The 19,112-nt window shown below is 46.1% G+C and carries 11 protein-coding genes; 1 reads left to right on the top strand and 10 read right to left on the bottom strand.

The annotated features are described in order from the left end of the window. From ACKTT9_RS15395 to ACKTT9_RS15365, 7 genes are all read right to left on the bottom strand, one after another. Positions 1–960, bottom strand: a complete 960-nt coding sequence (locus ACKTT9_RS15395; protein WP_407872237.1) for an aldo/keto reductase — start codon at positions 958–960, stop codon at positions 1–3. 40 nt (positions 961–1,000) lie between these two features. Continuing rightward, positions 1,001–3,148, bottom strand: a complete 2,148-nt coding sequence (locus ACKTT9_RS15390; RefSeq protein ID WP_407872236.1) for an AraC family transcriptional regulator — start codon at positions 3,146–3,148, stop codon at positions 1,001–1,003. Between the two features lie 170 nt (positions 3,149–3,318). After that, the gene (locus tag ACKTT9_RS15385) at positions 3,319–4,731 is read right to left on the bottom strand and encodes a YfcC family protein (RefSeq protein WP_407872235.1); all 1,413 of its coding nucleotides are present in this window, start codon (positions 4,729–4,731) and stop codon (positions 3,319–3,321) included. Then, entirely contained in the window at positions 4,724–5,938 is a 1,215-nt protein-coding gene (locus ACKTT9_RS15380; protein ID WP_407872234.1) for a M20 family metallopeptidase, read from the bottom strand. The genes ACKTT9_RS15385 and ACKTT9_RS15380 overlap by 8 nt, the downstream gene beginning before the upstream one ends. 208 nt (positions 5,939–6,146) lie before the next feature. Then, positions 6,147–7,034, bottom strand: coding sequence for a LysR family transcriptional regulator (locus tag ACKTT9_RS15375; RefSeq protein WP_407872233.1), 888 nt, complete (start codon positions 7,032–7,034; stop codon positions 6,147–6,149). A 148-nt stretch (positions 7,035–7,182) separates the two neighbouring features. Beyond that, on the bottom strand, positions 7,183–8,088 hold the full coding sequence (locus ACKTT9_RS15370; RefSeq protein ID WP_407872232.1) for an iron-hydroxamate ABC transporter substrate-binding protein: 906 nt from the start codon (positions 8,086–8,088) through the stop codon (positions 7,183–7,185). Positions 8,089–8,232: 144 nt separating this feature from the next. Further along, positions 8,233–9,891, bottom strand: a complete 1,659-nt coding sequence (locus tag ACKTT9_RS15365) for a helix-turn-helix domain-containing protein (RefSeq protein ID WP_407872231.1) — start codon at positions 9,889–9,891, stop codon at positions 8,233–8,235. A gap of 234 nt (positions 9,892–10,125) precedes the next feature. On the opposite strand from ACKTT9_RS15365, the gene ACKTT9_RS15360 reads away from it, so the two are divergent. Beyond that, on the top strand, positions 10,126–11,313 hold the full coding sequence (locus tag ACKTT9_RS15360; RefSeq protein WP_407872230.1) for a CynX/NimT family MFS transporter: 1,188 nt from the start codon (positions 10,126–10,128) through the stop codon (positions 11,311–11,313). A gap of 60 nt (positions 11,314–11,373) precedes the next feature. Here the strand turns inward: ACKTT9_RS15360 and speD are convergent, their stop codons facing one another. From speD to ACKTT9_RS15345, 3 genes are all read right to left on the bottom strand, one after another. Beyond that, positions 11,374–12,186 carry an adenosylmethionine decarboxylase gene (gene speD / locus ACKTT9_RS15355; protein ID WP_127451576.1) on the bottom strand — a complete coding sequence of 271 codons (813 nt, stop codon included), beginning with the start codon at positions 12,184–12,186 and terminating at the stop codon, positions 11,374–11,376. A 123-nt stretch (positions 12,187–12,309) separates the two neighbouring features. Beyond that, positions 12,310–15,948 carry an immunoglobulin-like domain-containing protein gene (locus tag ACKTT9_RS15350; RefSeq protein ID WP_407872229.1) on the bottom strand — a complete coding sequence of 1,213 codons (3,639 nt, stop codon included), beginning with the start codon at positions 15,946–15,948 and terminating at the stop codon, positions 12,310–12,312. Beyond that, positions 15,945–19,112, bottom strand: a complete 3,168-nt coding sequence (locus ACKTT9_RS15345; protein ID WP_407872228.1) for a GH92 family glycosyl hydrolase — start codon at positions 19,110–19,112, stop codon at positions 15,945–15,947. Before ACKTT9_RS15345 ends, ACKTT9_RS15350 begins: the two co-directional genes overlap by 4 nt.

Genomic DNA, 19,112 nt, shown 5'->3' with positions numbered 1-19,112 from the left:
CTAATTTCGCCAAATGGACAAGACATACACATCCATCAAGGCTGCAACCTCTTCTCTATTGATATACATCTTCTGACAAATATCCATGGCAATTTTATGCCGGGTATCATAATCCAGCTTAGCTATGCTTTCTTTCAACCTGGTGTGCACTAGCTTAGATTCTTCTTCTGTATAGGGTTTGAAACTTTCAAAGGAATTCAATGCATCTTGAACATCGCTTTTGTTACGCAAACCAACAAGTACACTATCCACATAAGGGCTTGAGAGCATATAGTGAATTGCACCATCCACAATGTTTTGATTCTCTCTGATGCAGATGGCTTTGAATACATCCTCATACTGCGGGATGATCCCTGTTCCAAGCGGATTCATGGCAATATTGCCGACTCCCAGCTCTTGGGAGGATTTCATCCCCTCAGTTCGCCATGGCGCATTCAGGACATTGTAGCCAACAATATTGATGTCAAATTTGTACTCGCTGAGCACTTTCCGCAAGTCATCGCTAGGCATGTGAGTTGTGATGGAAACATGCTTGATCAAGCCTTCTTCTCTGGCTTTCACGATCTGATCAACGGCTCCGAATCTCACGCATTCCAGCCAATCCTCGTAGCTCTTGACCCCCCATAAATTGGTGAAGAAATCAATCTGCTCCAGATTCATTCTTTGAAGACTCCGCTCCAGTATTTCTCTGAACTTTCCTGAGTCACCATAGTAGCATTTCGACGAAATATGAAAAGGGATCGGCCCTTTCTTCATTTCAGTGATGGCATCTCCTAAAATAAATTCGGATTGATCGGCACAATACTGCATCGCCGTGTCATAGAAATTAATTCCATTATTGTAGGCATGTAAAACCGTTTCAACGCATTCATCCCTGTTCTGCGGATTCTCGAAGCGCTGCGCGCCAAAGCCAATTCTAGAGATTTGTATATCTGTTCCTGCTAGCGATCTATACTGCATCCTAATCCCCCGCAACACGTGATTTTTTCAAGATGACATGCTATTTTTTCGAAAACTTTTCCACATAATTTTTACTGTCTTTATTTGCGTCCATCTTAAGCACTTGGTTAACTTCATCATCTGTCAGCGAGATGTTATAAGAGAACTTATAACCTTCCTTAACAATGTCTCTAATGTTCAATTTTGCAAATTGTTCAGGGTAAGCCATCGCCCCGTACCAGTACCAGGTTAAGGAAGCCATATGCGACATTAGAGCAAATTCAGGCAGCTTGTACACTCTCTTATTCTTGACTGCCGCCAATTCCTTCAATTGAGGATTGTCATAAATTTGGCTTGGATTCACGCCGACTGCGGTTTCGTGAATGACGATAAAGTCAGGATTCCATGCCAAAATTTGCTCAACATTGACCTGCATCGTATTTTTGGAAACACCTTCTTGATAAGCCACATTTTTCACACCAGGAATTTCATGATAAAAGTTGCTATCGCCCCACACCGAGATCTTATTGCCGTCAATAGCGCTAATGAGCAGTGAGCGGGCTTTCTTATCGGCTGGAATGTCCTTCACCAGTTGTTGTACATCGGTTTTGGCCGCTTCCTGATTGGCTAATAATTGCTCGACGCGGTCTTCTTTCCCGAGCGCTGCGCCTAGCATTTTCATTGTCGCCACTTCTTTATCCCACGGACCCCAGCCGATGGTAATCACTTTTACGCCAGCTTTCACCATGGATTCGTAATACTCGGGCTTTCCTAGATTCCATTGGAATACGACATCAGGCTTGATGTTCAGCACTTCTTCAATGTTCGGCACAAAACCGCCGTCCGTTGTGAAGGACGAGTTAATATCTTTGATTGTCGGATAATATTTGTTCAGCACGCGCTGTGAAATCATACTTTTGGATGCAGGGTGGATCCCGACGACACTTTTTACATCTCCTGCAATGGCAATGGCTGTTTCAGCAAGCGGTTTTGGAAATGTTAAAATCGTTTTGGCCGGCTTATTTAAAACAATGCTCTCTCCGCGATCATCGACGATCGTTCTGCTGGCATCATTGGCTACTCCCTTGTTATTGCTTGCTGCAGCGTCTACAGACGCGGTGTTCAAAGGTTTCTGCGTGCTTGCATTCGTTCCAGTCGTACTAGGCACGCTGGAGCATGCGCTAAGCAACAACGTAAACATAAGTAAAAGACTAACTGCCACGGAAGGGTTCTTCCACATACTGGTCATAAGTAATACTCCTCTTCGCTTATATTGATAATGATTATCATGATCACTATTAATATAGCTCTGACCCCTTCGTGCGACAATGGACGATTCGGACATGGTTAATACACGTTTCGGACGAGATCCCGCATTTGCGTTTTGATCCTTGAAGTGATTGGGAGACATGCCGACATATTTTTTAAACAACCGACTGAAATAATAACGATCCTGGTAACCGAGACCAAAGGCAATTTCCTCAATCGTGGCATCTGTCGTGCAAATTAATTGTTTGGCGATATCCATACGGATTCGGATTAAGTAATCAAGGGGACTTTGTCCGAAACGATCTTGAAACAACCGCGATAGATGCCGAGGGCTGCAATTTAGCAATTCGGCTAACGACTCTAAGGTAATCGTATCGGAGTAATGCTCGTTCATATAATAAACAGCCTGGGAGACAATTTCGGGTTTCTTGAGCGGAAGTCTTTGCGTATACTGCTGCCACAACAAATCATGTACAAATTGATAAAATAATGTCTTCACATGAAATTGTTCCAGTGTGTTTGTCAGTTTCCATTCCTGATGCATCTTCTGGATTTTCAGCAGCAGCGAGACAGGAGAGTATGGCTCAAGCCCATACTGGGTATGAAAGGGATTGTTGCGTTCCATCAACTCCTGAATATCTTGTCTGTACGGCAATGAGATAACAGCTTTATAGAGGACCAGATAGTATTCGAAATTTTCCTGCGTCCGTTCAATATGCATGCGCATCCCTTTGCCTCCATGCAAGACATGCAGCGGCTTCAACTCATAGGTTGTTCCATCCAAAGAGATCATCGCGGTTCCACAAACAGATTGCAGAAAACCGCTTGCTGGCAATTGATAGGAACGCAACTCTTCGCCGACCTTCATCTTCGTATGTCGAATATCCATAATTTTAATAGCCGCATGATTCCATAATTTGATATGTTCTTGAATATTCATACCTATACCTCGCTCGTTCATTGATAATAATTCTCATTATACAAGCTGAATGGTCGATTGAAAATAAGCCAACGCAGGAAAAATAAGACATAAGGATAGCAACCGGGCATAGAAAAAAAGCATGCTCCTCCCCATTTAAATAGGAAGAGCATACTTTGCATCAACGTCACTTACGCATACTTAATTACATTCGCCACGATGATAAAAATGGCACCGATAATCAGCCACATGCACATCAACGGCCAGAAAAACTTTACCCACTTCTGATAAGCAATCCCCGATACAGCCAGACTGCCCATCAAAGCGGACGAGGTAGGAAGAATCATGTTCGTAATGCCATCACCCAGTTGAAAGGCCAATACGGAGGTTTGTCTTGTAACGCCAAGCAAATCGGACAATGGTGTCATGATCGGCATCGTTGTAACCGCCATACCTGTACCAGAGGTGATGAATACGTTCATAATATTTTGAAAAGCGTACATACCTAGCACTTGAATTGAACTTGGCAAGTCGCCTACAAGAATGGACAGGCCATTCACGATGCTGTCGATGACATTTCCTTGCTCTAGCACGACCATGATGCCTCTTGCAATACCAATGATGAACGCGCCATAAGTAATGCTGCTTGCACCTTTGACGAATTCGCTGGCGATACGGCTTGGACCATAACCTGCGCTGAAGCCGGACACGATCCCCATGGTCAAGAATAACGCACCGAGTTCCTCCATCCACCAGCCTTTTTTCGAAACACCCCAAATAACTAGACCGAAACCAATGATCACCGCAGCAATTGTAAGGTAGTGCTTAAGCTGAACGGTCGGCAGCTTGGAGAAGTCGACTTTCTCGCTTGTAACAGATTGCTCTAAATCATAAACAAGCCCTTGCTTCGGATCTTTTCTTACTTTACCTGCATATCGAACCAAATAAAGACTTGTCACGGTGATGAGGCAAATCAATAAAATAACGCGCAGCCAAGCCCCTGAGAACATCGGCACTTGCGCAATAGCTTGAGCCAGACCGACATTGAACGGGTTCAATATCCCCGCCGTAAAGCCGCAGGATGCCCCCAAGGATATCATCGCTGTACCCGTCAAAGCATCAAAACCGAGCGCACGGGCAATCGCGATCCCGATGGGGACGAAGACCATGACTTCAGTGGACATCCCCATTGTAAAACCGCCGACCGAGAACAGGGTAATGAAGATGGGGATCACCCACCTGCCCTTATTGGCAAATGTTTTTGCCACCCTGGAGGTTACCGCCTCAATCGTACCTGTCGACGAAATGATTTGGAAAGCCCCGCCAATAATGAAAATAAAGAAAACTACATCCGCCGAAGAAACTAGCCCATGGACGATCGCTTTCGGAATTTCAACTAAATTAACCGGACTCGCATCTACCTGATGATACGATCCTGTCACGAGTAAGGATTTTCCAGTCACTTTATCTTTGACACGCTCGAATTTTCCTGCAGGGATTGTATACGTTAATGCCGCTGCAACGAAAACAAGGATAAATAAGATAACAAAGGTATGAGGCATTTTAAACCATTTGCGAGGACTATCTTTTGTTATACTATTCAATGCCCGTTCCCCCCTCTCTCTTCTGCTTCCACGCTGTAAACTCACTGCGAACGTTCTGCATCGCCGCCTTGTCGGTACATAAATCATACGCAGTAAGGGCTAACGCTTTGGCCGCTCGATTCAATTCAATCATGCCCTCTTCCGAACCCGCCATCTGAGCAAATTCCGGCGTATGCGTCGTAGCATCCCCTAATCGGATATATGGGTGGATCGTCGCCGTCATCTGGCTGACATTCCCGATGTCAGAGGAGCCGACACCTCCCTTTTGCGGCGGTGCGGATACCTCGATGCCCATCTGTTCCAGATTTTTTTGAAACAATTGAGCCAAAGCCTTATTGTTGTTCCGCTCCGCATAAATTAACCCTTCCGCGATATCAACGGTAGCTCCAACACCTTCTGCCGAGCTGCGAACGGCCCGATATACTTTTTCTCTGACAATTTCCAGTTCTTCCACCGTCGACGCTCGCAAAATAAATACAGCCTCGCACAGCTCCGGTACGACATTCGGCGCATCTCCGCCCTTGGTAATAATGCCGTGAATCCTCACATCCTCTTTCACAAACTGACGGATGGCGTTGATAGCTACGAATGCATTAATTAAGGCATCCAACGCAGAGATTCCTTTCTCTGGAGAGGAAGAAGCGTGCGCCTGCTTCCCATGAAAGGTAAACGTTGCGTCGACACAAGCAAGTGCACCGCGCAGAACCATCGTTTTATTTTGCGGATGGACCATCATCACAGCATCGATGTCATCGAAGATTCCTTCGTTGCACATGATGATTTTACCGCCGCCTTCTTCTTCGGCAGGCGTACCTAAGACAACGATTTTGCCTGGCAGATCAGGATGTGCTTCCTTCAACGCCAGCGCGGCGCCAACGGATGCAGTCCCAATCAAGTTATGGCCGCAAGCATGGCCAATCACAGGTAGCGCATCGTACTCGGCCAGCAGCGCAATCGTTGGTCCTCCGGGCTGACCTTCCCAAGTAGCGCGAAACGAGGTCTCTAAACCCGCAATCCCTTGCTCTACTTCAAATCCCGCTTCAAGTAAGGGTTCAACCAACCACATCTTCGCTTTATGTTCATGGAAGCTGAGTTCCGGATTCGCATGAATTTGCTTAGAAATACGTCTCAGTTGCTCGTCAAACGAATCTACAGCTTGCTCAATCTGTTGTTTGCTCTTACTGGCATCTAAATTTTCTTGGATCATTGTATAAGCCCCCCTGTCAAAACCTCGTGATGATTTACTATTTGCATGGATAAAGCCAATGATGAAATGAATAATTATGTAACATAATGAATATTATTTTATCGACTTCAAATCTATAAGTACAATTGATTGTTTTTTGGCCAACCCCTAAAAAATTTTTATAGCCACGCAAAAAAAAATACACTGCCAAATGGCACTGTACATTTTCTTAAACATATTGGGACTTCATAAATTGCACGAATCTATCCACAAACGCAAGCTCTAATGTTGATTCCCGATAAATCATCCATGTGTTTCGTTTGATTGGTTCCCCGTTCTTTCGGATCAGCTCTGTGGTTTTCAATCCATCTTGCGGCGAAACAAAAACCCCAGGAACAATCGAATAGCCAAGCCCCTGCTTCACCATCTCTTTGCAAGTTTCATAGGCGTCTACCCACATTGTAATCGTAGGCGGCGTGTTATACCGCTCATGCCACCAGGCTTGAATCGTTTCGCTGAAGGGAGACTGCATGGAGCTCATGGTTTTAATTCTTGGTTCTTTATAGTAGATATGAGGCAAGTCCGGGAGGTTATCTAAATCAATATCATCTTTGGAAATCAAATAAATATGCTCGTCGTGTAAAAGACATCGGGCATCAAACCACGGGTAGTCTCCTCTAATTATACCCACATGGATCTCTTCCTCTTGGAGCAATTCAAGAATCTCCGGGCTTAATGCGGAGGTAACATTGAACTGCACGTCTGGGCAAAACTCTTTGAACCTTTTGAGGATCGGCGGAAGTTTGTATAGACCATAGTAACTGGCAACGCCCAGTCTTAGTGTCCCTTTGACCTCATTACGCAAACTCATAATGTGATCCTTCATTTTATTCAATTCGATCAGTGTTTTCTTCGCATAGGCAACCAGATATTTTCCTTCCGGGGTAAGTCTGGTCCCCTTAGAGGATTTAACGATGATAGGCACCCCGAAGTCTTTTTCTAACTGCTGAATCCTGTAAGATAGCGCGGGCTGCGTGATGTATAGGCGTTCCGCCGCTTTTGTCAGACTCTGTTCCTCTGCAAGATACTGCAGCATGATGCAATCCTTCTCGTTCAAAGACCACCCTCCTCTGGAATTTTAATGTCTAAAGCTTAGCATACTCTATCGCATAATCAAAAAAGGCTTCCCCAAAGTCATCCAATGTCCCAGAGAAAGCCTTGACTTAAGGGCAGCCTTCATGAATGAACAGACTTGAACAGCTCTATTACTTGCCTAGAAAGTTCTTAATAAAAAAAGTAAGTTGATATTCCATGCTTAGAGGGTCATTAAAGTAGAACGCCTTCGCGTCTGCTTCGAATACATGCCCATTTTTAACTGCGGGAATATTCTTGTACGTTTCTGTGTTCTGGAACGAGTTATCTTCATCTGCATTTTTGCTAAAAATGACGTAGTCCCCCATGTAATCCTTCATAACCTCCGTGGATAAAGCAAAGAACCCTTCCTTCTGAGTCATTTCCTTGACTTTAGCTGGCATTGGAAGCCCGAATGCCTGATAGAGAATTTCCGTGCCACGGCCAAAGTTATCGCCATAGACATAGAGCTGCTTATTAAAAGTTTCGATGACCGAAATTGTCGCATTGGCGCCGATCTTCGCTTTAATTTCTTCTCCCGCTTTCTTCGTACGTGCTTTGAAATCGTCCACCCAAGCTTGTGCTTCCTTTTCTTTATTCAACAATTTGCCGATTTCCAGCTGCTGCGTTAAATAATCCACTTTCCCATACGTATAGGTAACCGTAGGCGCAATGCTTTTGAACTTATCGATATTTTTAATGTCCGACAGTCCGATGATGAGATCCGGGTTAAGTTCAATGATTTTTTCAATGCTTTCGTCGGTAACCACTTCAACGTTTTTCAGTTTGTCTTGAAAATTCGGATTGGTTTTGGACATTTCGTCTACACCGACCAAAGGCACGCCGAGCAGCATAACATTACCTGTCAGAAACCGGGTTAACACCACGACCCGCTGCGGATTCGTAGGTACCTGAACAGGGCCATCCTCAGATTGGTAGGTAAATGTACCAGAACTCGAGACGGTTGACGTCGGCTTACTACCGCAAGCACTAAGTAAAAGAATTAAGATAACGACGGACAATGCGAAAAGCTTTTTCATTAGATGACTCTCTCCCTTTAGAAACTTATATAAAAAGTTTTGCTCATTTTTCACTGATCATGAAAATCATTCTCAGTTGCATCCCTAATTATAATGATCCCTGGAGAGTCAAACCATGCCTTTTTGTTCGGAAATCGACTTGGACTATTGATTGCCCGTAAATAAAGCGATTGCCCGCTGAAGCTGTAAACGAATAGAAACCGGATTGTATGGGATCCATTCATCTCGATCAAGATGATGGACATGATTCCGCTCAACGGCAGGAAGCTTGTTCCAGTACGGGGAATTGAAAACCAATTCCGAGTGGGCGATGGAACCATTGTCATCTGGAAACACAATCACTAATATCCTGGACCCAACATACTCATCCAGCTCAGACAATTCTATGGGAATGGAGTGAAATTGATCTCCATGCCTTCTCATCTCATGCTCAATCCTTACCGGAGGCTGCAGCCCGAGTGATTGATACATGACATAGCCGACATTTCTCCCTCCGTAAATGAGCAATTTTCCCGGTTTAATCACGAGAATGGTTAGAATTTCTTTCGCGACTGCCGTTTGCTGGATAAGAGAACGGGCAGCCTGCTCTTCCTTTTCAAAGTCAGCTAACCACGTCTCTGCCCGGTCGCTCCTTTGAATGGATCGCGCGATGAGACGCAGATGTTCTTTCCATCCCATTTCCATCCACGAAATTTCTGCAATTGGGGCTACTACACGCAAATATTCGGGATTTAGTCCAAAGTGATGCAAATGCTCTTTTGCCGCAATAATCAACTCGATATTGGCATTGAGCAAGTCAGTCTTCACCTGTTCCGATGTGCTGTTTGTATCGATAAATATCATCGTTTGCGGCTGGAGCTCTGTCGTATTCACAAATTCGCTGCTATCCGAGATAGTAACGGCAGGCTCCAATTCAAGCAGCAGCAGATGACTCGCATATGGGGTAAGCCATACAGCCACACGTTGGAAAGTTCCCTGGACGAACCCCGAAGGCGATGCTCCCGTCTGCTGCTTGAAACGGCGGCTGAGATAAAACTCATCCTTATACCCAACTTTGAGTGCAATTTCCCTAAGCGTGCTTGAGCCGTTCATTAGCAGCTCTTTGGCCCGGTGAACACGCAATCGCGATAAATATTCGTTCGGAGAAAAACCCGTATGCTGCTTAAACAAGGTCGAATAGTGGGACACGCTTACGCCTGCAATAGCCGCCAAATGCTCTCGCGTTATTTTCTCGATATAATGGTTCTCCAAATAGGCAATGCTTCGTTCCATAGTCGGCTGTTCACTCGCAGCATGCTTGGCTGCCTGATGCTCCAGCAACTGAAGAAGAATTTGGTGAAATTTAATTTGATTTTGCACATGGCGGGTTTCACTGATGGGTAACCGGTGGATATATAGCTCCTCCATATTGGCAACAATCCCAGGTTCATAGGGAAAAAATTGAATATTCGCGCTTGCGGTTACTTCACTTTTTCGCAACAAAGCGCCTTCCTGTAGGAACCTTGCTTGATCTTGGGTATTGATTAAAAGCTTAAAAGCATGAAGCGGAAAAGAAGCATTCGCAATTAATGAAGCCTCGAAAAATGCGGGTAGAAGGATGACGCTTCCTTCCATGAGTTCGTATGTTTGATTATCCTTTGCCCTTAAGACACCTTTGCCGCCTGCAATCGCAATCAGTGCAGTTAAATTCTCATTCAGCTTATACTGCGGTATGTTCGAAGTGCTGTACAGCGATTGAATGCTGTCAGCGGTATAGAAAGGAAAGTGAGACTCCGCCCACTCCGAATTCGCGTTATTCACCATTGAAGCCTCCATAACTTTGTTACAATGAGGGACGTTTGTACTTCCTCAGCAGGGTATTACGCTATATTATCTCGATAACGAGGCATAAAAACAATACCCATGTGAGCATGCATGAATGCCTTTAACACATATTGCACGTGGCATAAATACATAATAAGGAGGCAGTCTTTGACGGTACTCTCGTATTATAGACTAAGCTGATAAATCTTGAATGAATCATGGAGATGACCGATCATGCGCTTTGCTTTTCTGATCACTGCCCTTTTTCTCGCTTCACTTAATTTGCGTCCTGTCATAACGTCAGTCTCTCCTTTGCTCGGAACGATTCAGGAAGCGCTTGGCATGAGCGGTTCCAGCGCCAGTCTATTGACCTCCCTGCCTGTGCTCTGCATGGGCTTTTTCGCTCCTGCTGCAGTGAAACTAGGCATTCGGTGGGGGATTGAAAGAGCGATTGCCTATTGTCTATTGCTCATCGGACTTGCTACTGCGGCGAGGTACTTTGTTACCTCTGAATGGTTGATGCTAATTACCGCTTTCCTTGCCGGAATCGGAATTGCCATCATTGGGCCTTTGTTGTCCGGATTTATCAAAGGGAATTTTGCTAACCCTTCAGCGATCGTCGGCGTCTATTCCATGGCGATGGTTCTTGGCGCCGCCCTTGGGTCCGCTTTTTCCGTACCTCTGCAAAATGTCTTTAACCACTCCTGGCAAGCGTCCGTCGCTTCTTGGTCCGTCCTGGCTTTCCTTGCGCTTTGCTTTTGGTGGAGACCGCAACGGAAAAGTCCGAAATCACTCGAATCTGCCGTGCCCGGCACCTTGCCCAAATCAAACAGCAACAGCTTAAAGCTTCCCTTATCTAATAAACGTTCTTGGTTGCTGACATGCTTTTTCGGGTTGATGGCTTTCATCTTTTACTCACTTACCGCCTGGCTGGCCCCCATGGTGCAGGCAATGGGTTATGGGAAACAAACGGCAGGCATGATTTTGACCTTATTTACTGCCGTACAAATGCCTGTCAGCTTGGTCATTCCTATTCTCGTCAGCCGTTTTCAAAGCAGAATGCTCTGGCTGATTGGCTGTTCAGCTATGGAGTTAATCGGACTCATTCTGCTCCAGCTCCCCGTAACGCCTTGGCTCACCTGCATCTTCTTGGGAATCGGTGCAGGAGGACTGTTCCCCATGGCTTTAATGCTACCTATCGATGAAACATCGAATACGGAGGAAGCCAGCGCGTTATCGGCAATGACGCAATCCGGCGGTTACATTTTTGCTGCCTTAGGTCCTTTTTTTGTAGGCTTTATCCATGATTATGCAGGCAGTTTTCCTCCTGCACTTATTGGCATGTCGATACTCGTAGCCATCATGATCCTCATCCAGTTTAAAATCGGCAATAAAAAGTCGAAACTTGTTCAGTCGGACTAGTCAAAAAAAGAACCGCTCATATCGGGATATTCTCCCAGTGAGCGGTTTTTGTTCTTCCGATCAAGTAAAGACCATATTTTTCCCGTAAAAAATCTCATCCATCTCCCATTTCACGCTCTTCTCAATCTCCAGCTGCTCTTCCTTACTCAGGGAATCCTTGGTGTAACCGAACAAATAATTATTCAAATCAAATTCTCGCAGCTTACATTTCGTATGAAATATATTTTCCTGATATACGTTCACATCGATCATTTGGTACATGTCTTTGATTTCACTTGGAATATAGTTCTGAATGGAGCTGATTTCATGGTCAATGAACAACTTGTGCCCCGTGATATCGCGCGTGAAACCTCTTACCCGGTAATCCATTGTCATAATGTCCGTATCGAAAGAGCGGATCAAGTAGTTCAGCGCCTTCAGCGGCGATATTTCTCCGCAAGTGGATACGTCAATGTCAGCCCGGAATGTGCTGATCCCTTCGTCCGGGTGATACTCCGGATACGTATGTACAGTGATATGACTGGTGTTCAAATGTGCAACAACGGCTTCCGGTAGCGGCCCCGGCGATTCTTCAAACGATTCATTCGGTTCTTTCTCAATCGGACCCTCGGACACCAACATGGTGACACTGGATCCCTGCGGATCATAATCCTGCTTGGAAATGTTCAGCACATGAGCGCCGATAATGTCGGCAACGGACTTCAAGATCGCAGTCAATCGGTCTGCATTGTACTGCTGGTCTATATAAGCAATATAGGCTTCGCGCTCTTCCTTGGTTTTTGTAAAGCAAATATCATACATATTAAAACTTAGTGATTTGGTCAAATTATTAAAACCATGCAAGGTAATGCGCTGCTCGGACGTTAATTTCACCTAGGCTCCCCCTTTTCATGATAAAGCTAAGCTTAGGATGTGATCACCGGGCAGCTTCTATTCCATTTTTAGACATGTAAAAAAGAGATGATGTCACAATGGACACCACCTCTGGCCTACCTTCTAGCCTAGAATCATTTTAGCTACAATCGCAATGTCACGAATATCAATGACTCCGTCATTGTTCAGATCCGCTTTCTTATACAATAGCCAATTCGGATCATCGGAATTTTTACCATAGTAAGCTGCCATCATAGCCAAATCACCGATACTGAAGTGGTTATCTCCGTTCAGGTCGCCTGGCGATTGCGTGTTGATAGATGCCAGGAATGCTTGGAGCGCCGCATTCAACTCGGCGGAAGCTTGATCCACTTGGCTTTGGCTTGCTGCCGCGTTATCGGCCACAACTTTGGCTTGGGCGATAGCGGCTTGTAACACAGCTTTCGAACCAACCGGATATTGTCCGACACTTGTGCCTTCTGCCGCCGCATCATGCGCTGCCTGAGCTTGCGCAATAAGTTCATGGAGACCGGCTTTGTTTACGCTGTTGATAAGAATAGGATGTACAACGCCAGCCACATTGGTCTCGACTCCATCTCCGTCTGAGATAATGATACTAGACAGTGAGATAGCTGTGGATACAGGCAACGCAGAAGATCTGGCTTTCCATTGCAGGTTAATCAAACCGGTCGCCAGAAGATCTTTGTCCGCAGCTATCCTTGCAGCAAGGACACGGACTTGACCTGGTGTTTCCTTCGTACTTACGAAGAAGACATCCTCTTGTCGCGATTTTGCAGAGATAAACTCCACAGCTGCCGCGTCATAGGCGAAGATCAAGTCATGCGCATAGACATTTTGACTCACGCTGTGCAAATCATAAGTAAGATCGAAAGTGGCACCGGAGCTAACTTGATCAACACCGAATAAATAGGCGATGTTTCCGGCAGGACTTTCTTTTACTTTAAAATCAATCGTATACGTTTTCTGTGTGGAACGGTCTTCTGCCGTAACTACAATTGTCGCTTGGCCCGGCAGTTTGTCAGCCTGAGTAACTACCAACGTTGCATTCGAATCTGCCGTTGTTGCTGCAACTGTCGGAACTTGGACTTCGCCTTCCGGCAGTTCCACGGTGTAGGCTGCTGTGTTTGGATCAAAACCGGACATCCGCTCCCCATTTATTGTGATGCTGCTTAAGGTTGCATCGTCATTCAAAGGCTCTTCGACGTCACCAAGCGCAGCAACCGTGATGTTAAAGGTTTTCGTGATGCTTGTAGTACCTCTGCTAATCCTGGCCGTCAGCACAGCCGTTACATTCGGATCACCGTAACAAGGCCGCACGATGTTGCCATGGAAATCGATCACTCCCGGATCTGAACTTGACCACGTAATCACCACTTCAGGCGAACCGTTTATGCTGATCGGCAAGAGCAAATTGTTCACGACGGATCTCGTATTTCCCAAATCAAGCGACGCTGCAGCCGATATCACACTTTGCTCGTCTGCACTCATTGCTTTAACGGTTAAGGAAAATGTTTTCATTTCGGTATCGGCACCTTTGGTCAACGTAGCTGTTAGCATAACACTCGCATCCGGCTGCCCGACACCTGGACGATGAACTTGCCCAGTTTCACTAATGGCATCTGGATTAGAGCTATTCCAGTTTATCGTGGAACCAAATCGGCCATTACTCGGTAAATACACATTACCGGTCACCGTATTGCTGCTGTTAAGCTCAAGCTCGGCTTTATCTGCGGCCAGATCTCCCATATCTCCTTGGGCAACTACCGTCAAGATAAAAGGTTTATCTGCCGATACCCCTCCGCTTGTGATTGTTGCTGTTAAGGTCACTACCGCATTCGGTTGACCTTCCTCTGGCCGAGACACATGCCCGGCATCGTCAATCACAGCAGGATTCGATGAATGCCATGCAATCGTCGATCGATAATTACCTTTTGTCACCAGCGTTAAATGGTCAGCAACCGCGCTCGTATTTCCCAATTGCAGTGCGGCTTTATCCAAATCAACCGCTTCAGCGTCGTCCATGGGAAGTACTTTGAGTTGAAAAGCCTTCGTCGCGATCGAATCACCCTTGATTATCGTAGCTGTCAGTTTCAACTCCGCGCTTGGCTCCCCTTGAATGGGTCTAGTCACAATATGCCCTGAATCGCTCATGACCAGCGGATTTGAGCTCTCCCATGTGATTCTTGTTTGCTGTTCGCCTGCTACAGGCAAACTCAAATCATGGGAGACTCCGGATGTATCGCCTAAGCTAAGTGCTGCTTTCGCGGCATTAACGGCGAGGGTATCCTTTTCTCCAACCGTCGAATTGTGATCAATCGTGATATCATCGACGGAGCCGCGAAAGAAGCCTGATACCGTACCGCTGGAATCGAATGCGAACAAAATTTTATCGACGACTTTTCCATTCGCCACTTCTCCGAGGTTCGTCGTAATCAAGTTCCATTGATCTTCAAGAACAAATCCCCCTTTTCCTTGCGCATTCGGATGGAGGACAACACCATTCTGATCTTTGGCACCCAAGTCATGCAGGTAAGTACCGTCCGTAAACAAAATATCAAGCGCCACGTACTTGCTTGTCGTTCTTGTCAAAGTCGACAGAACATCCGACTCTTTCTCAGGAAACAGCCAGTAAGACAAGGTTGTCGAAGCCTTAACCGGAATCTCCGTATCAAAGATTTGGTTGTAAGCGTAGGATTGATTAGCATCTAGAGCATTCCCAGAAAATTGGAGTGCGCCCGCGCCATTGTGCGCTCCGGTGCCTTTTTTGGACTCCATCCCGCCGATCCCGCAGCAAAATTCCCCGATATTTTTCGTCAACGACAAGATCCTGTACGTGTTAGCCGGACCCGTCGTATCCGTAGGAGCGAGATCCTCCGCTTCAAAACCTGAGTCGAAATCAATTCCCGCCTCATATTGGTAATCAGCCTCCCGCATCGCCAATACAGTTACAGCAAACTGTTTGATCTGAGATGCAGAGCCTTTCTTCACTGTTGCTGTCAAGGTGAGCTGTGCATTCGGCTGGCCAAGATCCGGACGTTTTACGATTTTTCCCGTGTTGCTGAGTACGCCAGGATTCGAACTTTCCCACGTGATGGTTGTGCCTTTCCTGAACGTTGATGGAAGGATGACTCCTTTCGTTAAAGCCGTCGTATCTCCTAGATCAAGTGCTGCGACTGCTGACGCTACAGAAGTATTGTCATCAAGTTCCGTTGCATACAATTTCCAGTCCGCTAATTGCGTATTCGTCGACTCCCCGTTGTTATTCATAATGAACAACCGGTAATAGCCGTACTCCTTCACTTTGTTGGCAGCAATCGTATATTCTTTCGTTTGAAAACGTGCGCTGAAAGACTGATTGCTTTGCTCATCCAGCACGTTCCAGCTCAACCCATCATTCGAACCTTCGATTCGCCAGTTTTTCGGGTCCCTTGTCGCTGCATCGTTGGCCGACACCATGGCATATTTACTAACGGCTTGGGTATCCCCATAATTGAATTGGACCTGCACCCAAACATTCGTTGTTTGAGCCCCCAGCCACTTCGTGTTGGCATTATTATCGAACAATTTCACAGCGGTTTCATTAGGCTGGTTTTCTTTGCTGAACTTAACGGTCATATTGCTTGCGAGAGCGACATTGACCAAATCCCCAGGAGCCGCTTGAACGGTCAGGTTCGGAAGCAGGCAGAACATCAGCAGGCTGCAAATCAGAACATGCCAACGACTTAAGAGCTGTCTCATCATCTTCCAGTAACCTCCTTGTACCTGGCGTTCACATTAGGCAACTGGACAAGCCTCCACGGCTTCGCCTCGCTGCTGAATCCAGCCGGAGCTTCGGTAGCTGCTGCCTCTTTTGTATTCAAGACGGCAACTAATGACTGTGCAGCATCCGAATTGTTCGTGTCCGGCGCCTTTTGAGCGCTATCCTGCATTGGCGTGTAGTTGCTGCAGGCAATGGCGACTTGAGAAGCAAACTGCCCCTTGGAAGGCGCCGCCAACGGATCCGGAGGAGTCGTTGCCCAGCTTGTATTAGGCGTTGTGCCCAGCGTAAAATCAAGAACCGCCCCGTCCTTGAAGTACTCGTATGGCAGCCAGGTACTGTCATAACTGTGGCCATTCAGCTTTAAGTCCTGAATATACTTCGCTTCTTCCGAAGCATGATTGGCGATTATCCTGATTTGTTTGCAATCGTTTAATTGAATAATCGTTTCCTCGAAAAGTGGCGCATGCATCGAAAAGCCACCGATACCCGGAATCGACGGGTACAGCCCAAGTGCTGCCAAAACGAACCACGCAGAGCCTGCTCCCAAATCATTGTTGCCGATCAAACCGGCAGGTCCATCATGGAACAGCTCGGTCATGCCTTTGCGCACGATTTCTTGGGTTTTCCAAGGCTGTCCGGCAAAGTTGTAAGCCCACGGAATACCGTAACTCGGTTGATTACCCAAGAAGGAATACGGCTCCGTCGATCCTGCATTCAATTTTTGAAAGAAGAAATCGAGCCTTGTTCTTGCTGCCTCCAAACCGCCCATTTTCTCGAATAATCCCTTGTAGTCAAAAGGGAGCACCCATGTGTACTGAGCGGAGTTTGCTTCCTGGAAACCATGCTCGCTAGCTGGATCAAAGGTGCTCTCGAAATTTCCGTTCGCCAGTCGCGGTTGAATATAGCCATCTTTGAACGAAAGCCTCCAGCTCTGGGAGCGGGTCAAATACGTATTATATTTCCCCTCGTCCCCAAGCGCTTTGGCAAATTGAGCAATCGCAAAGTCCGCATTGTTATATTCCGGGATATAACCGGTTACCCAGCCGCCTCTCTCAATCGGAATGTAACCCAGCTGCAGATAATCGGCCAAATTAAAGCGCCCATTCAAGCTGGATGGTGTCGATGCATGAAAGTCCATGACTTTCAAAGCTTCTTGCAAGTCAAAGTTTCTGGCTCCAAAAGCGTACATGTTGGAGATCGTAATGGAAGCGGGATCGCCATTCATCACGTTCGTTTCGGAATTGGCAATACTCCATTTCGGTAAAAACCCGCTTCTGCTTTTGGCATCATCAACGAAGGATTGCGCGATATCTGAGCCTATTTCCGGGAATAGAAGCCCTATGAGCTGCATCTGTGTGCGATATACGTCCCATCCGGAAAAAGTCGAATAATGGGTATATTTGCCCCCGGTATTATAGATCTTTTGATCAAAGCCTCTATAATCGCCGTTCACATCGCTGAACACATTCGGATGGATTAAGGAGTGATACAAAAAGGAGTAAAGCATCCGCATATGCTTCTCGGTCCCGCCAGTGACTTGAATTTTACTGAGCGCCGTTTTCCATTTGGCCTGCGCCGTTTGTTTGACGGAGTCGAAGTTCCAGCCAGGGTTCTCCGTTTTCAAATTCAGCTTCGCATGCTCCATATCGGTATAGGAGATTGCTACCTTGACATAAACCTCTTTTTGGGTAGATGTATCAAACCTGACATAACCGCCAACCTTCCGATTGTTCGGGATTTCCGATTGTGCAGATTGGCTGTCTTTCGTAATTTGAGAGCCTTTATACGTACCGACCTCTGTAAACGGCTGACTGAACTCTGCTGCGAAATAAACGGTGTAGTTGTTCGTATTTTCAGCTAATGTACCGCTCCCTTTGGTTCCGCAGAATCCGCCGGCATTCACATACCCGGTCACCATGCTGCTATCCTTGTCAATCTGGATGTTGGCATCTCTGACACCTGTGGCGTTAATACCTGTATTAATCAGCATCATCGCCTGTGTGGAAGCAGGGTAGGTGAATCTGCCGATACTTGTTCTCTCCGTTGCTGTAAATTCCGTTTTAATGTTGTATTTATCCAACAAGACGCTATAATAGCCCGGGATTGCAATTTCATTTTCGCGTTGAAAAGGTGAAGCATAGTCTTCGAAATGCGTTGCCGGGGATTTTCCCATCTTGCCTACGACAGGTAAAAAGGGAATGTTCTGCGCAATATCGCAGCCGGGACCGTCAATATGCGTCAAACTGAATCCAGCAATGGATTTACGATCGTAATCATATCCCGAGCCCAAAGGTGATTTACCAGAACCAAGGTCGTTGTAACCGGTATCCGGACTCCATTGAATCATACCGAAAGGCACAACGGCACCCGGGAACGTATTTCCCCTATTGCCGCCGAAACCAACGATATCAAGCTTATTGTTCTGTGAGCCTAACAACGGGTTGGCGTAGGCCGACGGATCAAATTCAGAGTTTCTAATTTGAATGTCATCGATAAATCCTCGGTATGTCCCAGCGTTCCCGCCGCTTTGTTCGTAAGAAATGAGAATTCGCTTAATCGTTTTTCCCGCTGCAGCCGAACCAACAGTCGAAGTAATAAAATTCCATGTGTCTACAGCCAATTGATTGCCTTTTCCTTGTTCTTCGGGACTCATGACAATACCGTGCTGGTCAACAGCTTGGTAACTGTGCAGATAAGTTCCATCTTCAAAAGCAAGATCTACAGCGACATACGTGCTGTTTTTCCCATGATTCAAGTCAGTCCCGCCTAGTGTTGTATGGCTTTGCGGATAAATCCAATAAGATAAAGTGGTATTGGGTTTAACAGGAATGTTCACTTCGAACACTTTATTGTAAGCATAGGCTGCACTTGTATCGGAAATTTTCCCCGCATAAAGCAATGCTTTTTTACCGGATTGGCGCATTTCGCTGGAAATTTTGGATTCCGCTTGGCTCACATGAAGGCTCGCTTCGGTTTCATCTTCCCAGTTTGGCTGTACAGCCTCAGTGCTTTCAAACCCTGCATTGAAGCTTGGTGCCGCAGCTTCTACCGAATGTTCGAATGCCGGCGAGATGAACAACATACTCCACAACAGCACAAAACTAAGTAAAAGACTGCACGATTTCCTGAAGGTCTTTCTATTCAT

This window comes from Paenibacillus sp. P36 (genome assembly GCF_045866505.1).
Classification (GTDB): Bacteria; Bacillota; Bacilli; order Paenibacillales; family NBRC-103111; genus Paenibacillus_E; species Paenibacillus_E chondroitinus.
This window is presented reverse-complemented; position numbering and strand designations above follow the sequence as displayed.